14 protein-coding genes are annotated in these 15,328 nt (G+C 63.7%); 4 read left to right on the top strand and 10 right to left on the bottom strand.

The window, feature by feature from the left end; translation table 11 throughout:
• Positions 1 to 37: 37 nt before the first annotated feature.
• Positions 38 to 1,774, bottom strand: coding sequence for an adenylate/guanylate cyclase domain-containing protein (locus tag P6U29_RS20600; protein ID WP_407119210.1), 1,737 nt, complete (start codon positions 1,772 to 1,774; stop codon positions 38 to 40).
• Between the two features lie 319 nt (positions 1,775 to 2,093).
• On the opposite strand from P6U29_RS20600, the gene P6U29_RS20595 reads away from it, so the two are divergent.
• On the top strand, positions 2,094 to 4,283 hold the full coding sequence (locus P6U29_RS20595) for a transglycosylase SLT domain-containing protein (RefSeq protein ID WP_407119209.1): 2,190 nt from the start codon (positions 2,094 to 2,096) through the stop codon (positions 4,281 to 4,283).
• A 75-nt stretch (positions 4,284 to 4,358) separates the two neighbouring features.
• Here the strand turns inward: P6U29_RS20595 and P6U29_RS20590 are convergent, their stop codons facing one another.
• From P6U29_RS20590 to P6U29_RS20580, 3 genes are all read right to left on the bottom strand, one after another.
• Complete coding sequence (locus P6U29_RS20590) at positions 4,359 to 4,721, bottom strand: hypothetical protein (protein ID WP_407119208.1); 363 nt, start codon at positions 4,719 to 4,721, stop codon at positions 4,359 to 4,361.
• Positions 4,718 to 4,906 (bottom strand): hypothetical protein, encoded by a 189-nt coding sequence (locus P6U29_RS20585; protein WP_407119207.1) that lies wholly within the window; start codon positions 4,904 to 4,906, stop codon positions 4,718 to 4,720. Before P6U29_RS20585 ends, P6U29_RS20590 begins: the two co-directional genes overlap by 4 nt.
• A gap of 443 nt (positions 4,907 to 5,349) precedes the next feature.
• Complete coding sequence (locus P6U29_RS20580; RefSeq protein ID WP_407119206.1) at positions 5,350 to 5,559, bottom strand: hypothetical protein; 210 nt, start codon at positions 5,557 to 5,559, stop codon at positions 5,350 to 5,352.
• A gap of 512 nt (positions 5,560 to 6,071) precedes the next feature.
• Between P6U29_RS20580 and P6U29_RS20575 the strand changes: the two genes are divergently transcribed.
• The 3 genes from P6U29_RS20575 (at position 6,072) to P6U29_RS20565 (ending at position 9,202) form a co-directional block, all read left to right on the top strand.
• Positions 6,072 to 8,060: a PAS domain S-box protein gene (locus P6U29_RS20575; protein ID WP_407119205.1), complete on the top strand. Its 1,989-nt coding sequence runs from the start codon at positions 6,072 to 6,074 to the stop codon at positions 8,058 to 8,060.
• On the top strand, positions 8,057 to 8,728 hold the full coding sequence (locus tag P6U29_RS20570; protein WP_407119203.1) for a response regulator transcription factor: 672 nt from the start codon (positions 8,057 to 8,059) through the stop codon (positions 8,726 to 8,728). Before P6U29_RS20575 ends, P6U29_RS20570 begins: the two co-directional genes overlap by 4 nt.
• Positions 8,729 to 8,815: 87 nt before the next feature.
• Positions 8,816 to 9,202 carry a response regulator transcription factor gene (locus P6U29_RS20565; RefSeq protein WP_407119202.1) on the top strand — a complete coding sequence of 129 codons (387 nt, stop codon included), beginning with the start codon at positions 8,816 to 8,818 and terminating at the stop codon, positions 9,200 to 9,202.
• A gap of 31 nt (positions 9,203 to 9,233) precedes the next feature.
• Here the strand turns inward: P6U29_RS20565 and P6U29_RS20560 are convergent, their stop codons facing one another.
• The 6 genes from P6U29_RS20560 to P6U29_RS20535 form a co-directional block, all read right to left on the bottom strand.
• Positions 9,234 to 10,205 carry a tripartite tricarboxylate transporter substrate binding protein BugD gene (locus tag P6U29_RS20560; RefSeq protein WP_407119201.1) on the bottom strand — a complete coding sequence of 324 codons (972 nt, stop codon included), beginning with the start codon at positions 10,203 to 10,205 and terminating at the stop codon, positions 9,234 to 9,236.
• Positions 10,206 to 10,404: 199 nt separating this feature from the next.
• Entirely contained in the window at positions 10,405 to 11,646 is a 1,242-nt protein-coding gene (locus P6U29_RS20555; protein WP_407119200.1) for a threonine synthase, read from the bottom strand.
• 134 nt (positions 11,647 to 11,780) lie between these two features.
• A complete protein-coding gene (lpdA, locus tag P6U29_RS20550) occupies positions 11,781 to 13,202 on the bottom strand; it encodes a dihydrolipoyl dehydrogenase (protein ID WP_407119199.1) in 1,422 nt (473 codons plus the stop codon).
• A 17-nt stretch (positions 13,203 to 13,219) separates the two neighbouring features.
• A complete protein-coding gene (locus P6U29_RS20545; RefSeq protein ID WP_027574345.1) occupies positions 13,220 to 13,453 on the bottom strand; it encodes a hypothetical protein in 234 nt (77 codons plus the stop codon).
• Between the two features lie 9 nt (positions 13,454 to 13,462).
• Positions 13,463 to 14,812, bottom strand: coding sequence for a pyruvate dehydrogenase complex dihydrolipoamide acetyltransferase (locus P6U29_RS20540; RefSeq protein WP_407119198.1), 1,350 nt, complete (start codon positions 14,810 to 14,812; stop codon positions 13,463 to 13,465).
• Between the two features lie 62 nt (positions 14,813 to 14,874).
• The gene (locus P6U29_RS20535) at positions 14,875 to 15,327 is read right to left on the bottom strand and encodes a nucleoside deaminase (protein WP_407119197.1); all 453 of its coding nucleotides are present in this window, start codon (positions 15,325 to 15,327) and stop codon (positions 14,875 to 14,877) included.
• Position 15,328 lies beyond the last annotated feature (1 nt).

Raw genomic sequence — 15,328 nt, 5'->3', positions numbered from 1 at the left:
TTTTTTTCCGATCCGGCATGCCGGACCGGAGGCGCGGCTATTTCTGCTCCAGCCGCCAGGCGCCATCCCAATTGGCATCCGGCGGAATGGCCGCGAACTGGGTGATGCGGCCGAGCATCGCGCGCGAAGGGCCATCGCCAGGCACCGCCTCGAGCGCCGCATTGAAGGCGGCGCGGGCCTCGTCGAAGCGCCGGGCGCGATAGGCGGCGAGACCTTCGGCATAGTGCGTGCGCAGGCTCACTTGCGCATCGGTGAGCGCGCCCGGTCTCGCCATCACCTCGAAGATCGGCTGCGGCGCGCTTTGACCCGCGACCGCCAGACGATCGATCTCGCGCAATTCGAGGCGCGATCCAATCGCATCCGCAGTCGGCTGCGAGATCAGGATGCGGGTGCCGTAGACCTTGTTGACTGCCTCGAGCCGCGAGGCGAGATTCACTGCGTCGCCCATCACGGTGAAGCTCATCATCAGCTCGGAACCGATGCTGCCGGTCAGGACCTCGCCAGTAGCGATGCCGATGCGCAGATCGCACGGCGCCGGCATGGCGCGGATGCCGAGCAGATCCGGCAACTGCTTCTGCAGCGCGGGCACTTGGTCGGCCATCTCGACGGCGGCAAGCCCGGCGAGCAGCGCCTGCTCGTCCTCCTCGATGAAGGGCGGGCCCCAATAGGACATGATCGCATCGCCGATATATTTGTCGATGACGCCGCGATTGCTCCTGATGGGAGCGGACATCACGGTGAAATAGTGGTTCATCACCTTGACGAGGCCGCGCGGGGTCATGCCCTCGCTCATCGAGGTGAAACCGCTCATGTCGCAGAACATGATGGTCATCACCCGGCGCTGGCCGTCGATGGCGACCTCCGGCCGGTCGATCAGGCCCTGCACCACCTTCGGATCGATGTAGCGACCGAAGGTCTCGCGGATACGCTCGTTGCGGCGCAGCTGCTCGATCATGCGGTTGAAGGCCGCGGCAAGCTCGCCGATCTCATCCTGCGTGGAGACGGTGATGGGCTTGTCGAACCGGCCCGCCTCGACCTCGCGGGTGCCGGCCAGCAGCAGCCGTACCGGGCGCGTGATGCCGCTACTCACTAGCAGCGCAAAGGCAAATCCGACGATCGCCGCGAGCAAGGTCACGATGCCCGAGATGATGATCGCCTGATGCTGGCGGCTGATGACCTGCGATGTCGAGAAGAAGACCTGCGTCAGCATGTCGGAGCGAATCGCATCGATCTTCCGGTTGAACTGGTCGCGCAGCACGTCAATGTGCTCCAGCGTGCCGCGGGCCTCGGTCATCTGCCTCGCGTCGACCTGCTTGAGGAGCTTCGCATGGTCCTCGCTCAGGTCGCGGCGCAGCTCAGCGACGGCGGTTTCGATGCGGATATCGATCCGCCCCAGCGCAGCATTGTCGGAATACGTCCTGGGGTCGTCGATGATCGCGTTGATCAGCTTGCGCGCGGCCTCTGCCTCCTCCTCGATCTTGCGGTCCGAGGCCTCGAAGTCGCGAAGGCGCGCCGCATAGGCCTCCTCGTCCGACGGCGCCTCCATCCTGGTCATGACCATCCGCCGCAACGCCAGCCCCCGCTCCAGCGAGCGAATGTTGGCACGCGCCAGATGGCTGTAGGCCGGGATGTAACGGTTGGTGAGCTCGTCCAGGAGGACGCCGACCTGGCTCGACATCACCATCGACAGGATCGAGGTGATCAGCATCAGGACGATCAATCCGAGAGCGATGCCGACGATCTTGCGCCGGATCGACTGGTTGAAAATCGGCATAGGTGCAGGGCAAAGGCTGAAAGGATGAACCGAGGGAACTCATACACCGGATTTGGCCGTGGGAACACGCGCAATCTGGGTGCTCTGACGTCCTGAACCGTCCACTACCGTCGCGCGAGCCCTGATCGTTAACAAAGGTTAGAGCCGCTGCCTCTTCCGCCGTTTCGGAAGTTCCCGAGTTCCAATCCGTATTTTGCCGCATTGTTGCGACAGCTTGAGGATGCGACACGATGCTGATGCATCGTTCGATGCTTTGATTCGCAAGCCGCATGTCGTCGCGGACCTTGGTTTGTAGTGGTTTCGCAGGGGGGACCATCCAATGAACCAGTGCCTACGCTCGCTCGCGTGTGTCGTTGCCGTGGCCGCGATGGCCTTCCTTCCCACCGAACTGGCGGCGAAGAGCAGCCAAAAATCCTCCGCGCTGAAGAAGGCGCATGAGGCGAAAGCCGGCAAGCACCGCCATGCCTCCGCCGGCAAAGCGCAACACGGCAAGCACGCCGAGGCCAAGCGCAAGTCGAAGAAGACGGGCGACGAGCCCGCGGACAAGCCGGCACTGCCACCGCTGACCGGCGATCTCGCCGCGCTGAAGGACGCCATCGATCTCGCGCGCAAGGGCAAGACGGATGACGCGAGCGCGGCGCGCGACCGCATCGCTGACCCCGCCGGGCAGAAGCTCGCCGACTGGTTCATGCTACGGCATTCCGAGAGCACCGCGAATTTCAAGCGCTACGCCGCCTTCCTCGCCGCCAATCCGGACTGGCCGAGCAGCGCGCTCTTGCGCCGGCGCGCGGAGGCGCGGCTGTGGCAGGAGAAGGCCGACGCCGCCACCATACACAAGTTCACGATGGACCGGCCGACCAGCGCCAAAGGCAAGTTCGCACTCGCCCGCGTGCTGCTCACTGAAGGCGAGACCGACAGGGCTGCGCGGCTCGTGCGCGACGCCTGGCGCACCGACGAATTGTCGGAGCGCAGCGAGGAGGACGCTTACGAGGCGTTCCGTGATCTCCTCACGGCGGACGATCATCGGGCCCGCATGGACAAGCGTCTGGGCGCCAAGGACTATGCCGGCGCCAGGCGCGCGGCCAAACGGCTCGGCGAGGATGCGCTCGCGATCGTCAAGGCCTGCGCTGCGGTCACCGGCAAGGCGAGCAAGGCCAATGACTATCTCGAGGACGTACCGACTGAAGCGCGCCGCGATCTCGGCTACGTGCTGTGCCGCGCGCAATGGCACCTCCAGAAGGACCGCATTGACGACGCCGCCGAGGTGATCCTCGCCGCCGCACCCGACACCATGGCCGCCCAGGACACCGATGCCGGGTGGCGCGAGCGCCGCCTGCTCGCGCGCAAGCTGCTCGACCAGGGCAAGTCTAGAACCGCTTATGATGTGGTGCGCCGGGCCGCGGTGCCGGAAAAGGAAGTCTACCGCATCGACTACCACTTCATGTGCGGCTGGATCGCGCTGCGCTATCTCGACGATCCCAAGACGGCGATGGTGCACTTCGCCGCGATCGACGAAGGCTCGGCCAATCCGATCGCGCTGTCGCGGGCCCATTACTGGCGCGGCCGCGCCGCTGAGGCCATGGGCGCAATGGCCGATGCCCGCATGAGCTATCGGGCGGCGGCGCGCTATCAGACCGCCTATTACGGCCAGCTTGCCCGCGCAAAGCTCGGCCTCGAACGGATCGAGCTGCGTCCGCCCTCGCCTGTGCTGGCCTCGGCCGACACGCAGCTTGCGGACGAGCGCGTGCGCGCGGCCGACATGCTCTACGGCATCGGCGAGCGCGACATGGTGTTCTATTACGCCGAGGATTTCGCCAAGGAGAGCACCGATGTCGCCGCGCTCGAAGCGCTCGCCGAGCTCGCCGGCCGGCGCAACGATGCGCGCGTGATGCTGGTGGTCGGCAAGTCGGCACTGGCGCGCGGATTCGCGCTCGACCATTACGCCTTCCCGACCATCGGCATCCCCGAGCACAAGCAGGTCGCACCCGCAATCGAGACCAGCGTGATCTATTCGGTGGCGCGCACCGAGAGCTCGTTCGATCAGCGCGACAAGTCGCCCGCCAATGCGGTCGGGCTGATGCAGGTGACGCCGGAAGCCGGCCGCGACACCGCTAAACGCTTCGGCTTGACTTACGACTGGGACAAGATGGTCTCCGATCCCGTCTACAACACGCAGATGGGCGCGGCCGAGCTCAGTGCGCTCTTCTCGGAATACCGCGGCAACCAGATCATGACTTTCGCCGGCTACAATGCCGGCCGCGGCCGCGTGCGCGAATGGGTGCAGGCGCGCGGCGATCCCAGGGATCCCAATGTCGATCCGGTCGACTGGGTCGAGCGCATCCCGCTGTCGGAGACCCGCAACTACGTCCAGCGCGTGATGGAGAACGTGCTGGTCTACCGCGCAAGATTCGAGGGCAGCGGCATGGTCGCCGGCAAAAGCGACCAGCGCGTGGTCACGCACGAGGCCGGCGTAACGGCACCCGTGGCGGCCGCAGCACCTGCTCCCTAGTCGGCGCCGCCGGGGCTGGACGCGGCGCCCGCAGGGATACGGTGCTGCGGCTTCCACGCGAGTGCAGTCGCGCAGCTAGGTGTCACCTCCTTCCATCGTGATCAGATCGCGGCCGTCCAAATATGCGCCGGTCAAGACTCTTGCGAAGGTCCAGGTGTTGATCGTGCAGCTCCAGCACCAGACGGCACTCAGGACCGCCAACGTCTCGATCATGTTGCCAGCGGTGAGCTCGACATTGCCGGCGGCCGGTTCTGTGCGCGCAGGCACCGACCATTGCATCAACAACGTGACGAGCTCGCCGCGCCGGTAGCAATCGTAGTCACAGTAACGGCGCTGTGTCCGCGCATGCCGGACATAGCCGGAGCGGAGAGGCCGCGAGCATGTGCTGCACGTGGCCGCGTGCAACGGAGGCTCGTGATTGACCACCACGAACTTCATGAAACCGCTCTCACGCCATCTTTCGCCAGCGCCTCGCAGAACAGCGCGTAGCACTGATGGTCGCAGTAAGGCAGACGGGTCGCGATCTCGCGGAGATAGCTGCCGCTGATCGGCTCGCAGCACTGCATGCACCACGTCTTCCGGAACGGGGTCCGGCCGTTGACCAGCACGAACGCGAATCTCATGTGGCACCTCCCAAAGCGAAGCAGTAAACGCTGTCGAGCGGAGACAGTGCGGGCGGTGGAGCGCAAAGATGGTTTCGGCCGTCCGGATTATCCCTGTTTCGCTCCACCTTCTGCGGAGGGATCAGAATGTATCTTCCGTCCTCCCGGCGCCGCGCATAGATCTGGCCATCGATGTATTTGATATCGGTCGGATAGCAGTCGGCGCTGTTGCAACAACTCAGGCTCGGATTGTCCGGCATGTGCCAGGTCGAATAGAATTTTTCGTGGAGCGCCTGGTCCTGGGGAGGATGCTGGCGATGAGCGGCGCCGTGTCCCGCCTCCTGTGCCTGGACCGTCGCAATGGAGCCGAGGAGAACCATCGAGCACAAGAGCTTGCATGAGCGGTTCAACGCACGGGCTCCCGGATCAGACCTTCGGAACGATGTCAGCTCTCCAATTCAACCTCAGGCGACTTGAGCCTGGAACAGCCACCGGCGGTCACGTTCGCGGCGTGTGCGGAAGCGATCGACGCACTTCTTGGAGCAGAGCGCGGTGCGCCACGAATAATGGCGGATCAGGCCGAACTTGCCGCCGCACACCGCACAGCCGTTGATCGAAGAACAGCGTTCGGACTCCGATAGGCGACGCCCAGGAAGTACCGATGTATCGCACATTGTTCTCTCCCTCTGTTGCTTTCGCTTTTGTCAGTTCGACCTCACACGGGTCGTGAATTGCCGCGATCGCAGCTGCCTCGAGAAATGAACGGCCTCCTGCTCGGTCGCTGCCTCTCGGTGAGAGGCTTCGGCCCGCAGGTCTGAGACCCGCTACCCGTACGACCGCTGCGATTGGCTGGTCGACACTCCCGATAGTCATGACGCTAGTCCGCCGGGCACGAAGCGCTCAATTGTACGGAAGTAAATCGCCGACATGACTAGGATTGGAGAAGCTATACCTAGGTTTGTCCCGTACTTGCCCGGATGGACTCTCGCACCGGCCCGCGTTCAACGAGACGGCGCATGACGCGCAGGCTGCACGGTCACCGCGAAAAACTTGATGCGCCGCAATGGACAAGGGGTCAATTCCAAGGCGACCGCCGTCACCGCCCGTCCGACTTTGGCTGGAATTGCTCCTCCGTCGGCAACGTGCTCTACTTGCGTTCACGCAGAGAGCGCCGGGAGCGTCTGCGATGAAGCCGGGCCGGGCAGCAGTAGCGTTCGGGAAGTCAGCCGCGCAATACCTCGTCGGCTGCGTCAGGCACACTGTTACTGCTAAGCCGCGCGTTGCACCCGGCGACGCCGGTCTGCTGGAGGCGGTGAAGCAGTGGCAGCAGGTCTTCGAGCATAACCCGGTCATGTACTTCATGGTCGACCCGGCCGGAACTGTCATCAACGTGAACACGTTTGGCGCCGCGCAGCTGGGCTATACGCCCGGGGAGCTGATCGGACGATCGGTGCTGGATGTCTTCTTCGAGGAGGATCGCGCTACTGTCCGGGCGTGTGTCGCGCTATGCCTTGAGACCGTTGATCAGTCACACACCTGGGAAATCCGGAAGGTTCGCAAGGACGGTTCGGTGCTGTGGGTGCGAGAGAACGCCAAGGCTATGCTGCGGGCCAATGGCGGGCCAATCGTACTGGTCGCCTGCGAGAACATCACCGAGCGCAAGGAAGCGGAGAATGCGCTGCGACAGAGCGAAGCTTACCTCGCCCAGGCACAGGAATTGAGCCACACCGGCAGTTTCGGCTGGAAGGCCGCAACTCGCGAGATCACCTGGTCCAAGGAGACCTATCGCATCTTCCAATGCGACGAGGAGACCAGGCCTGAGATCTCATTCATGCTCCAGCGGATCCATCCGGAGGACCGGCTCGCGGTGCAACGGACGACGGGCCGGGCGGCGCGCGAGGGGAAGGATTACGATCACGAATACCGGCTGGTGATGCCCGACGGTTCCATCAAATACGTCCGAGCGGTGGCCCGAGCGATGCGCGATGCCGGCGGTCACGTGGAGTTCGTCGGATCGGTAACCGACATCACGGCGACCAAAGAGGCAGAGCGCAGGCTGCGTGACAGCGAGCAGCGCTTTCGCGACTATGCGGAAACCGCGTCTGACTGGTTCTGGGAAACGGGGCCAGACCATCGGGTTACTCGGATATCGGAACACTCCGATACCAACACCGCCCCCGCCGGCCTGATCGGACTCACGCGTTGGGACGTTGCTCCGGACGCCGCTCTCGAACCCGAAAAATGGCGACAACATCGGGCGGCGCTCGACGCCCATGTCCCGTTCCGCGACTTGGTGTATCGCAGCAAAGACCGCAACGGTCAGCCGATCTACATCCGGACCAGCGGCAAGCCGTTCTTCGACGCCGACGGCACCTTCCTGGGCTATCGCGGCGTCAGCACCGACGTGACCGCGGCCATCCGGGCCGATCAGGCCGAAGACGCGCTGCGCAAGGCCCAAGCCGAGCTCGCCCATGTCACGCGCGTCACGACACTGGGTGAGCTGACCGCTTCCATTGCTCACGAAATCAATCAGCCGCTCGCCGCCGTGATCGCGAACGCCGATGCCTGCCTCGCCTGGCTGCAGCGCAGTCCGTCCGACCTCAAGGCGGCCCGCCGCTCCGTGGAGTGGATCATCGAGGACGGCAAGCGTGCCAGCGACGTGATCCGTCACGTTCGGGCGCTCGCCAAGCGTTCCGATATCGAAATGGCTCCGCTCGACGTCAGCGCGGTCGTGCGCGAGGCTGTGGCGCTCGTTCAGCGCGAGATGGCCAGCCACGCCGTCTCGGTTCGCATGGAGCTGTCGTCGGCTCTGCCCAGGATCTTTGGCGATCGAATTCAATTGCAGCAGGTCCTGATCAACCTGATCAAGAACGGGATCGAGGCCATGGAAGGCATCGATGACCGCCCGCGCGAGCTGGCGATCCGTTCAGCGACCGACGACAATGGCGCGGTGCTGGTGAGCGTATCCGACTGCGGCATCGGCATCGACGAACAGGCAATGGACCGCCTGTTCATGCCGTTCTTCACCACGAAGTCCAGCGGCATGGGCATGGGCCTGTCGATCTGCCGCTCCATTATCGAAGCCCATGGCGGACGACTTTCCGCCATGCCGAACCAGGAGCACGGAGCGACTTTTCAGATCACCCTGCCGCTCCATCGCGAGGACGCATCGTGACCGAGCGCGCGCAGCCTTCGCCGCCCAGGGAGGATGGCGATCAGCCGATCGTCTTCATCGTCGACGACGACGCGTCCATGCGCCGTGCGCTCACCAACCTGTTCGAATCGGTCGGCCTCAAGGTCGAAGCATTCGGCTCTGCGCCGCAACTCCTGCAGGCCAAGCCGCCAGACGTCCCCAGCTGCCTCGTGCTCGATATCCGTCTGCCGGGAGTTAGCGGTCTCGACCTGCAGGCCGATCTTGCCAAGGCAAATATCCATACGCCGATCATCTTCATCACCGGCCATGGTGATATTCCGATGACCGTTCGGGCCATGAAGAGCGGCGCGATCGACTTCCTCACCAAGCCAGTTCGCGACCAGGACATTCTGGACGCGGTCCAGGCCGCGATCGAGCGAGACCGCAAGCGCCGCGACCTCAACAGGACAGTCTCCACGGTCAGATCACGCTTCGAGTCTTTGTCCTCGCGGGAACGAGACGTATTGTCGCTGGTGACGTCCGGCCTGATGAACAAGCAAGTGGCCGCCCAGCTCGGTTTGGCTGAGATCACCGTCAAGATCTATCGGGGCCAGATCATGCGGAAGATGGGTGCGAAATCGCTGGCCGACCTGGTGAGAATGAGCGAGGCGCTCGGGATTCGCCCCAACAAGTCGGACGCACAAACCTAAGTATGAGTTTCCAATCGTGATCGGCAGGTCCACCTTAAGTGTAGCCGCGGCGACGGCAAGCGTAATCCCCGGCGAGGAGCGGACGTCTTGTCAGTGGCTTCGGTCATTTCGGTGCTTGACGACGACCCCTACGTTCGGGTCGCGATCAACAATCTCTTGGAATCGCGTGGATACATCGTCCACACATTCGCCTCGGCCGAGGAATTTTTGAGCTCGACCGATTCGAACGACACCTCGTGCGTGATCGCGGACGTGCAGATGCCGGTAACGAGTGGAATCGATTTGCTGACGCAGATGCGCGCGCAGGGTTCGGCCACGCCGTTCATCTTCATCACAGCTTTCCCGGATGAGAGCGTCCGTGTGCGTGCGCTGAATGCCGGCGCAATCTGTTTTCTAGGTAAGCCGTTCGCCGCCTCGGATCTGATGCAGTGCCTGGACCGTGCGCTGGCAGCAGGTCACGAAACCACGCAGTGAGCGCGCGGCCGCCAGGAAACGCCCGCCCGGTTCAATCCACCTTGATGTTCGCAGCCTTGATCATCGGCCACCATTTGGCGATCTCGGCCTTCTGGCGAGCGCCAAGTGCTTCGGGCGTGAGCTGATCCTTGGGTGTCATCTCCAGGCCCTGGCTTTCGAGCTGCTTCCTCACCGCAGGATCGTTCAGCGCCTCCACGGCCGCGGCGTTGAGCTTGGTCACGATCTCTTTCGGCGTCCCCTTCGGCACCCACATGCCGGACCACAGCGTCATGTTGAAGCCCTTGAGGCCCGCCTCCTCCGCGGTCGGGATTTCGGGTGCCGAAGCCAGGCGCTTGTCGTCTGTGATGGCGTAGGCGCGGATGGTGCCGGCGCGGACCTGGTTGATGGAGTTAGAGGTCTGGTCGACGATGATATCGATCTGGCCGGCAATGAGATCGTTCAGCGCGGGCGCGGTGCCGCGATACGGCACGTATTGCAGCTTGATGCCGGAGACGTTCTCGAAATAGACGCCGGCGATGTGGCTGCCGGATCCCGCGCCGGCTGTACCTGCGGTCGGCGGCGACGGCCGTGATTTCAGCCAGTCCAACAGCTCCTTCAGCGAGGTCGCAGGCACCGCATTCTTGCTGACCACGATCATCGGGTTGCTCGGCAGCAGCACCACCGGCTCGAGATCGGTGACGAGGTCGTATTTGAGCTTGTAGACGGCACCGTTGGCCACGTGGGTGCCGAGGTGGCCGAACGAGATGGTGTAGCCGTCCGGCGGCGATTGCACGGCACGGCCGACGCCGATCGAGCCGCCCGCGCCGGTGACGTTCTCGATCACCACGGGCTGCCCCAGCGTCACCCGCATCCGCTCGGCAAGCACGCGCGCCATTGCATCCGAAGGCCCGCCGGCCGCGAAGGGCACGATGATGGTGATAGGACGGGAGGGATAGTCATCGGCCCGCGCGGCACCGGTCACAGCGAGAACAGCAATCAGTGCAGCCCAGACGGCCTTCTTCATTGTCTTCTCCCCAGCGATGTCTTTGATTTGTTCACCTCTCCCCGCTTGCGGGGAGAGGTCGAAAGCGAATCTTTCCGGTGAGGGGGATTCTCCGCGAACTCAACTGTCACCGTGTTTGCGGAAACAGCCCCTCACCCCAATCCTCCCAGCGTGAGCGAAGCTCGTCGGCCCCGTAAGAACGGGGAGAGGGAGAGGCAGCTCAGAACTGCGAGTAGTCGATCGGCTTGTGGCGATCGAGCGTGCGGGTGACCGGCGGCAGCGGATATTTCAGGCCTGTCGCACAGTTGAACAGCATCACGCGGTCGGTCTTGCTGACGCGGCCATCGGCAAGGCTCTCCCTATAAGCGGCATAGGTGGCTGCGCCCTCGGGGCACAGCAAAAGCCCCTCCTCGCGCGCGACCTCGCTCAGCGCCGACGAGATCTTGTCGTCGTCGACGGCAATGGCAAAACCTTTGCTCTCGCGCACCGCGCGTAGGATCAGGAAGTCGCCGATTGCCTGCGGCACGCGGATGCCTGACGCGATGGTGTGGGCGTCCTCCCAACGCGTCGCATGCTCGGTGCCGGCCTCGAAGGCCCGCACCATGGGAGCGCAGCCGGAGGCCTGCACCGCGACCATGCGCGGGCGCTTTGAGCCGATGAAGCCGATCTTCTCGAGCTCGTCGAACGCCTTCCACATGCCGATCAGGCCGGTGCCGCCGCCGGTGGGATAGAAGATCACGTCGGGCACGTCCCAGCCGAGCTGCTCGGCAAGCTCCAGGCCCATCGTCTTCTTGCCCTCGATGCGATACGGCTCCTTCAGCGTCGAGGTGTCGAACCAGCCGACCTTGGCCTTGCCCTCGCCGACGATCTTGCCGCAATCGTCGATATAGCCGTTGACACGGTAGACGGTCGCGCCCTGCAGCTCGATCTCGCTGACATTCACTTCGGGCGTATCGGCCGGGCAGAAGATCGTCGTCTTGATGCCGCAGCTCGTCGCGTAGGCCGCCAGCGCCGCACCGGCATTGCCGTTGGTCGGCATCGCCATGTGCTTGATGCCGAGCGCCTTGCCCATCGAGACCGCCATCACCAGGCCGCGAGCCTTGAACGAGCCGGTCGGTAGCCGTCCCTCGTCCTTGACGATGATCTCGCCGCCACCGAGCTTAGCGCCGAGCTTGGGCAACCGGATCAGCGGCGTCGTTACCTCGCCGAGCGAGACGATGTCCTTGCATTTGCGCACCGGCAGCAGCTCGCGGTAGCGCCACATGTCGCCGGGGCGTTGAGCAAGTGCGTCCTTGGTCAGTGCCTTCTTCACGCCCGCGAGGTCGTAGCGGACGAGCAGCGGCTTGCCGGCCTTGGAGAGGTTGTGGACCTGGTCGGCGGGGTAATGATCGCCCTCCATCGCGCATTCGAGATGGGTGACGAAGGTCGGGCGTTCGATGGTGAGGTTGTCGTTGTCGTGCATGGCTTCTTTCTTCTTGCTTATTCAAACTGCTCTTTCCACTCGTCATTGCGAGGAGCTCTTGCGACGAAGCAATCCAGGCAATTTCCGCGGATAAGCTCTGGATTGCTTCGCTTCGCTCGCAATGACGGCGGCTGTCAAATATTCAGCACCCGTCCATACGCATCCAGCACGGCTTCCTTCATCATCTCCGACAGCGTCGGATGGGGGAATACCGTGTGCATCAGCTCTTCTTCCGTGGTCTCCAGGTTCATGGCGACCACGTAGCCCTGGATCAACTCGGTGACCTCGGCGCCGACCATGTGGGCGCCGAGCAGCTGGCCGGTCTTCTTGTCGAAAATGACCTTGACGAGGCCCTGGTCCTCGCCGAGCGCGATGGCCTTGCCGTTGCCGACGAAGGGGAAGCGGCCGACGCGGATCTCGCGGCCGTTCTCCTTGGCCTTGGCTTCGGTCAGGCCCACGGAGGCGACCTGTGGATGGCAGTAGGTGCAGCCCGGAATCATGTTCTTGTCCATGGGATGCGGATTGAGGCCCTTGATCGCCTCGACGCAGATCACGCCTTCATGCTCGGCCTTGTGCGCGAGCATCGGGGGACCGGCGACGTCGCCGATGGCGTGGATGCCGGGAACGTTGGTTTTGCCATGGCCGTCGACCACGATGATGCCGCGGTCGGTCTTCACTCCGAGCTTTTCGAGACCGAGATTCTCGATGTTGCCGACGACGCCGACCGCCGAGATCACCCGCTCGAACTCGGTGGTGACGGGCTTGCCCTTGCCGTCGTCGATGGTGGCGACGACGCTGTCGGCCTTCTTCTCGAGTTTTGTGACTTTGGTCGAGGACATGATTTTCATGCCGATCTTCTCAAAGCGTTTCCGCGCGAGCCCTGCGATCTCCACGTCCTCGACGGGCAGGATCTGCGGCAGTACCTCGACCACGGTGACGTCAGAGCCCAAGGTGTGGAAGAAGGACGCGAACTCGATGCCGATGGCGCCGGAGCCGACGACCAGCAGCGACTTCGGAATCCGGTCCGGCACCATCGCCTCGAAATAGGTCCAGACCAGCTTCTTGTCGGGCTCGAGACCCGGCAGAACGCGCGGCCGTGCGCCGGTCGCGACGATGATATGTTTTGCCTGATAGGACCCCTCGCCCAGCGCGCCCTTCGGGCCCTCGACGTCCGACTTCTTCACCGTGATCTTGCCGGGTGCGTCGATCGAGGCGGCGCCCCAGATCACGCTGACCTTGTTCTTCTTCATCAGGAAGCCGACGCCGTCGTTCAGCCGCTTCGAGACGCCGCGCGAGCGCTGCACCACGGCCTTCGGATCGAACGAGACCCTCTCCGCCGACAGACCGTAGTCCTTGGCATGCTGCATGTAGTGATAGATCTCGGCCGAACGCAGCAGCGCTTTCGTCGGGATGCAGCCCCAGTTCAGGCAGATACCGCCGAGATAGGATTTTTCGACGATCGCGGTCTTGAAGCCGAGCTGCGCGGCACGGATCGCGGTGACATAGCCTCCGGGACCGGAGCCGATGATGATGACGTCGAAGGATGTGTCGGCCATGTCGGCTCCCGTTCAACTCAAGAGGTCGTTGCGCCGCCGGAGCGGCGTTTTGAAATGATCGACCTGACCAGCCATTCGATGACGCAGATCGAGATCAGGATCGCAAGACCGATGAAGACGATCGGCTGGGCAATGCTGCGCGAGAGCAGCTCGCCGCTGAAGAAGGCGTCGCGCAGAACGCCGGTGCCGAGCGGGCTGACGAGGATGATGATCGACAGCAGCATCGATATCCAGGGCCAGCGCGTCGTCATGCGGCGGCTCTAGACCATCATCATGACGGGATTTTCGATCAGCTGCTTGAAGGCGCCGATCAGCTCGGCACCGAGCGCACCGTCGATCGCGCGGTGATCGCACGACAAGGTCACGCTCATCATGTTCGCGATCTCGATCTTGCCATTCCGCACCACCGGCCGCTCCTCGCTGGTGCCAACCGCGAGGATGGTCGCATGCGGCGGGTTGATCACGGCGGTGAAATGATTGATGCCGAACATGCCGAGGTTGGAGACGGCGGTGGTGCCGCCCTGGTATTCCTCCGGCTTCAGCTTGCGCGAGCGGGCGCGCGCGGCAAAATCCTTCATCTCGTTGGAGATGGTCGAGAGCGTCTTGGTCTCCGCTTTCCGGATGATCGGCGTGATCAGGCCGCCGGGCATCGCGACGGCAACGCCGACGTCGGAATGGTGATGCTTGACCATGCCGCTTTCGGTCCAGCTCACATTGCAGTTCGGGATCTTCTGCAGCGCGACCGCCATCGCCTTGATGACGAAGTCGTTCACCGAGATCTTGTAGAGCGGCTTCTTTTCCTTGTCCTTCGGCGCAGCCGCGTTGATCTCCTCGCGCGCGGCGAGCAGCTTGCCGATGTCGCAGTCGATGGTGAGGTAGAAGTGCGGAACGTTCTGGATCGATGCGGTCAGGCGCTGCGCGATGGTGCGGCGCATGCCGTCATGCGGGACGATGTCGTAGGAGCCCGGCTCAAACAGCGACAGGATCTGCTTGTCCGACATGGTCGGCGCGATCGCGGGCGCACCTGACGGTGCCGCGGCAGGCGCCTTGAGGCCCTTGCCGGACTTGGCCTGCTCGACGTCGCGCGCGACCACACGGCCGCGCGGGCCGGTACCGGTGACGATCGCAACATCGATGCCGGCTTCCTTGGCAAGACGCCGCGCCAGCGGCGATGAGAATACACGGCCGCCATGGCCATTGCCCTGCGCGGCGGGAGTTGCAGCCTGCGGGGCCGGTGCGGCGGCAGGTGCCGGCGCCGCCTTCGGTGCGGCCGGAGCAGGTGCCGGCGCAGCAGCAGGTGCCTCAGCGGCTTTGGGCGGTGCAGCCGAGGCAGTCGGCTTCGCAGCGCCCGCGGCCTTCACGTCCTCACCTTCGCCGGCAAGCACCGCGATCACGTCGTTGACCGGGACATCCTGCGTCCCCTCGGGCACCAGGATCTTGGCGATCGTGCCCTCGTCGATCGCCTCGACCTCCATGGTGGCCTTATCGGTCTCGATCTCGGCGATGACATCGCCGGATTTGACTTTGTCGCCTTCCTTCTTCAGCCATTTGGCGAGGTTGCCCTTCTCCATCGTCGGCGAGAGAGCGGGCATCAGGATGTTGATGGGCATGCTGACCTCAAGAAGAACTTTGCAAAACGTCGTCTCCGACAGCGAAGACGAACAGACCAGGTTTAGTTGCCGATGTCGCCCTGCCACAGGCGCTCATTGGCTGGGATCGAACGCCAATTCTTCATCATGGTGATGGAGCGGTTGTCGGCAAGGTCGATCCAGGGGATGCCGAACTTGTCGAGGATGTCCTTGGACCCCTCGAAGGTGACGGATTCGCCGATCACGACCAGCTTGACTTTGAACAGCGCGAGCGCGCCTGCGCACATCGAGCATGGCGACAGCGTGGTGTACATGACGGTGTCGTGGAATTTGATCGCACCGGCTTCGCGCAGACAGCTCATTTCGCCGTGCAGGATCACGTTGTTCTCCTGCACACGGTTGTTGTGGCCGCGGGCGATGATCTTGTTGTCGCGCGTCAGCACCGCGCCAATCGGCAGGCCGCCTTGCACGATCGAGGCTTCCGCCTCGCGGATCGCTTCCAGCATGAAATCGTAGTGATAGGCCTCGATCGCCACT

This window comes from Bradyrhizobium sp. LMG 9283, from assembly GCF_045571415.1.
Taxonomy (GTDB): domain Bacteria; phylum Pseudomonadota; class Alphaproteobacteria; order Rhizobiales; family Xanthobacteraceae; genus Bradyrhizobium.
The sequence above is the reverse complement of the archived record's forward strand: the minus strand, read 5'-3'. Positions and strand labels throughout refer to the sequence as shown.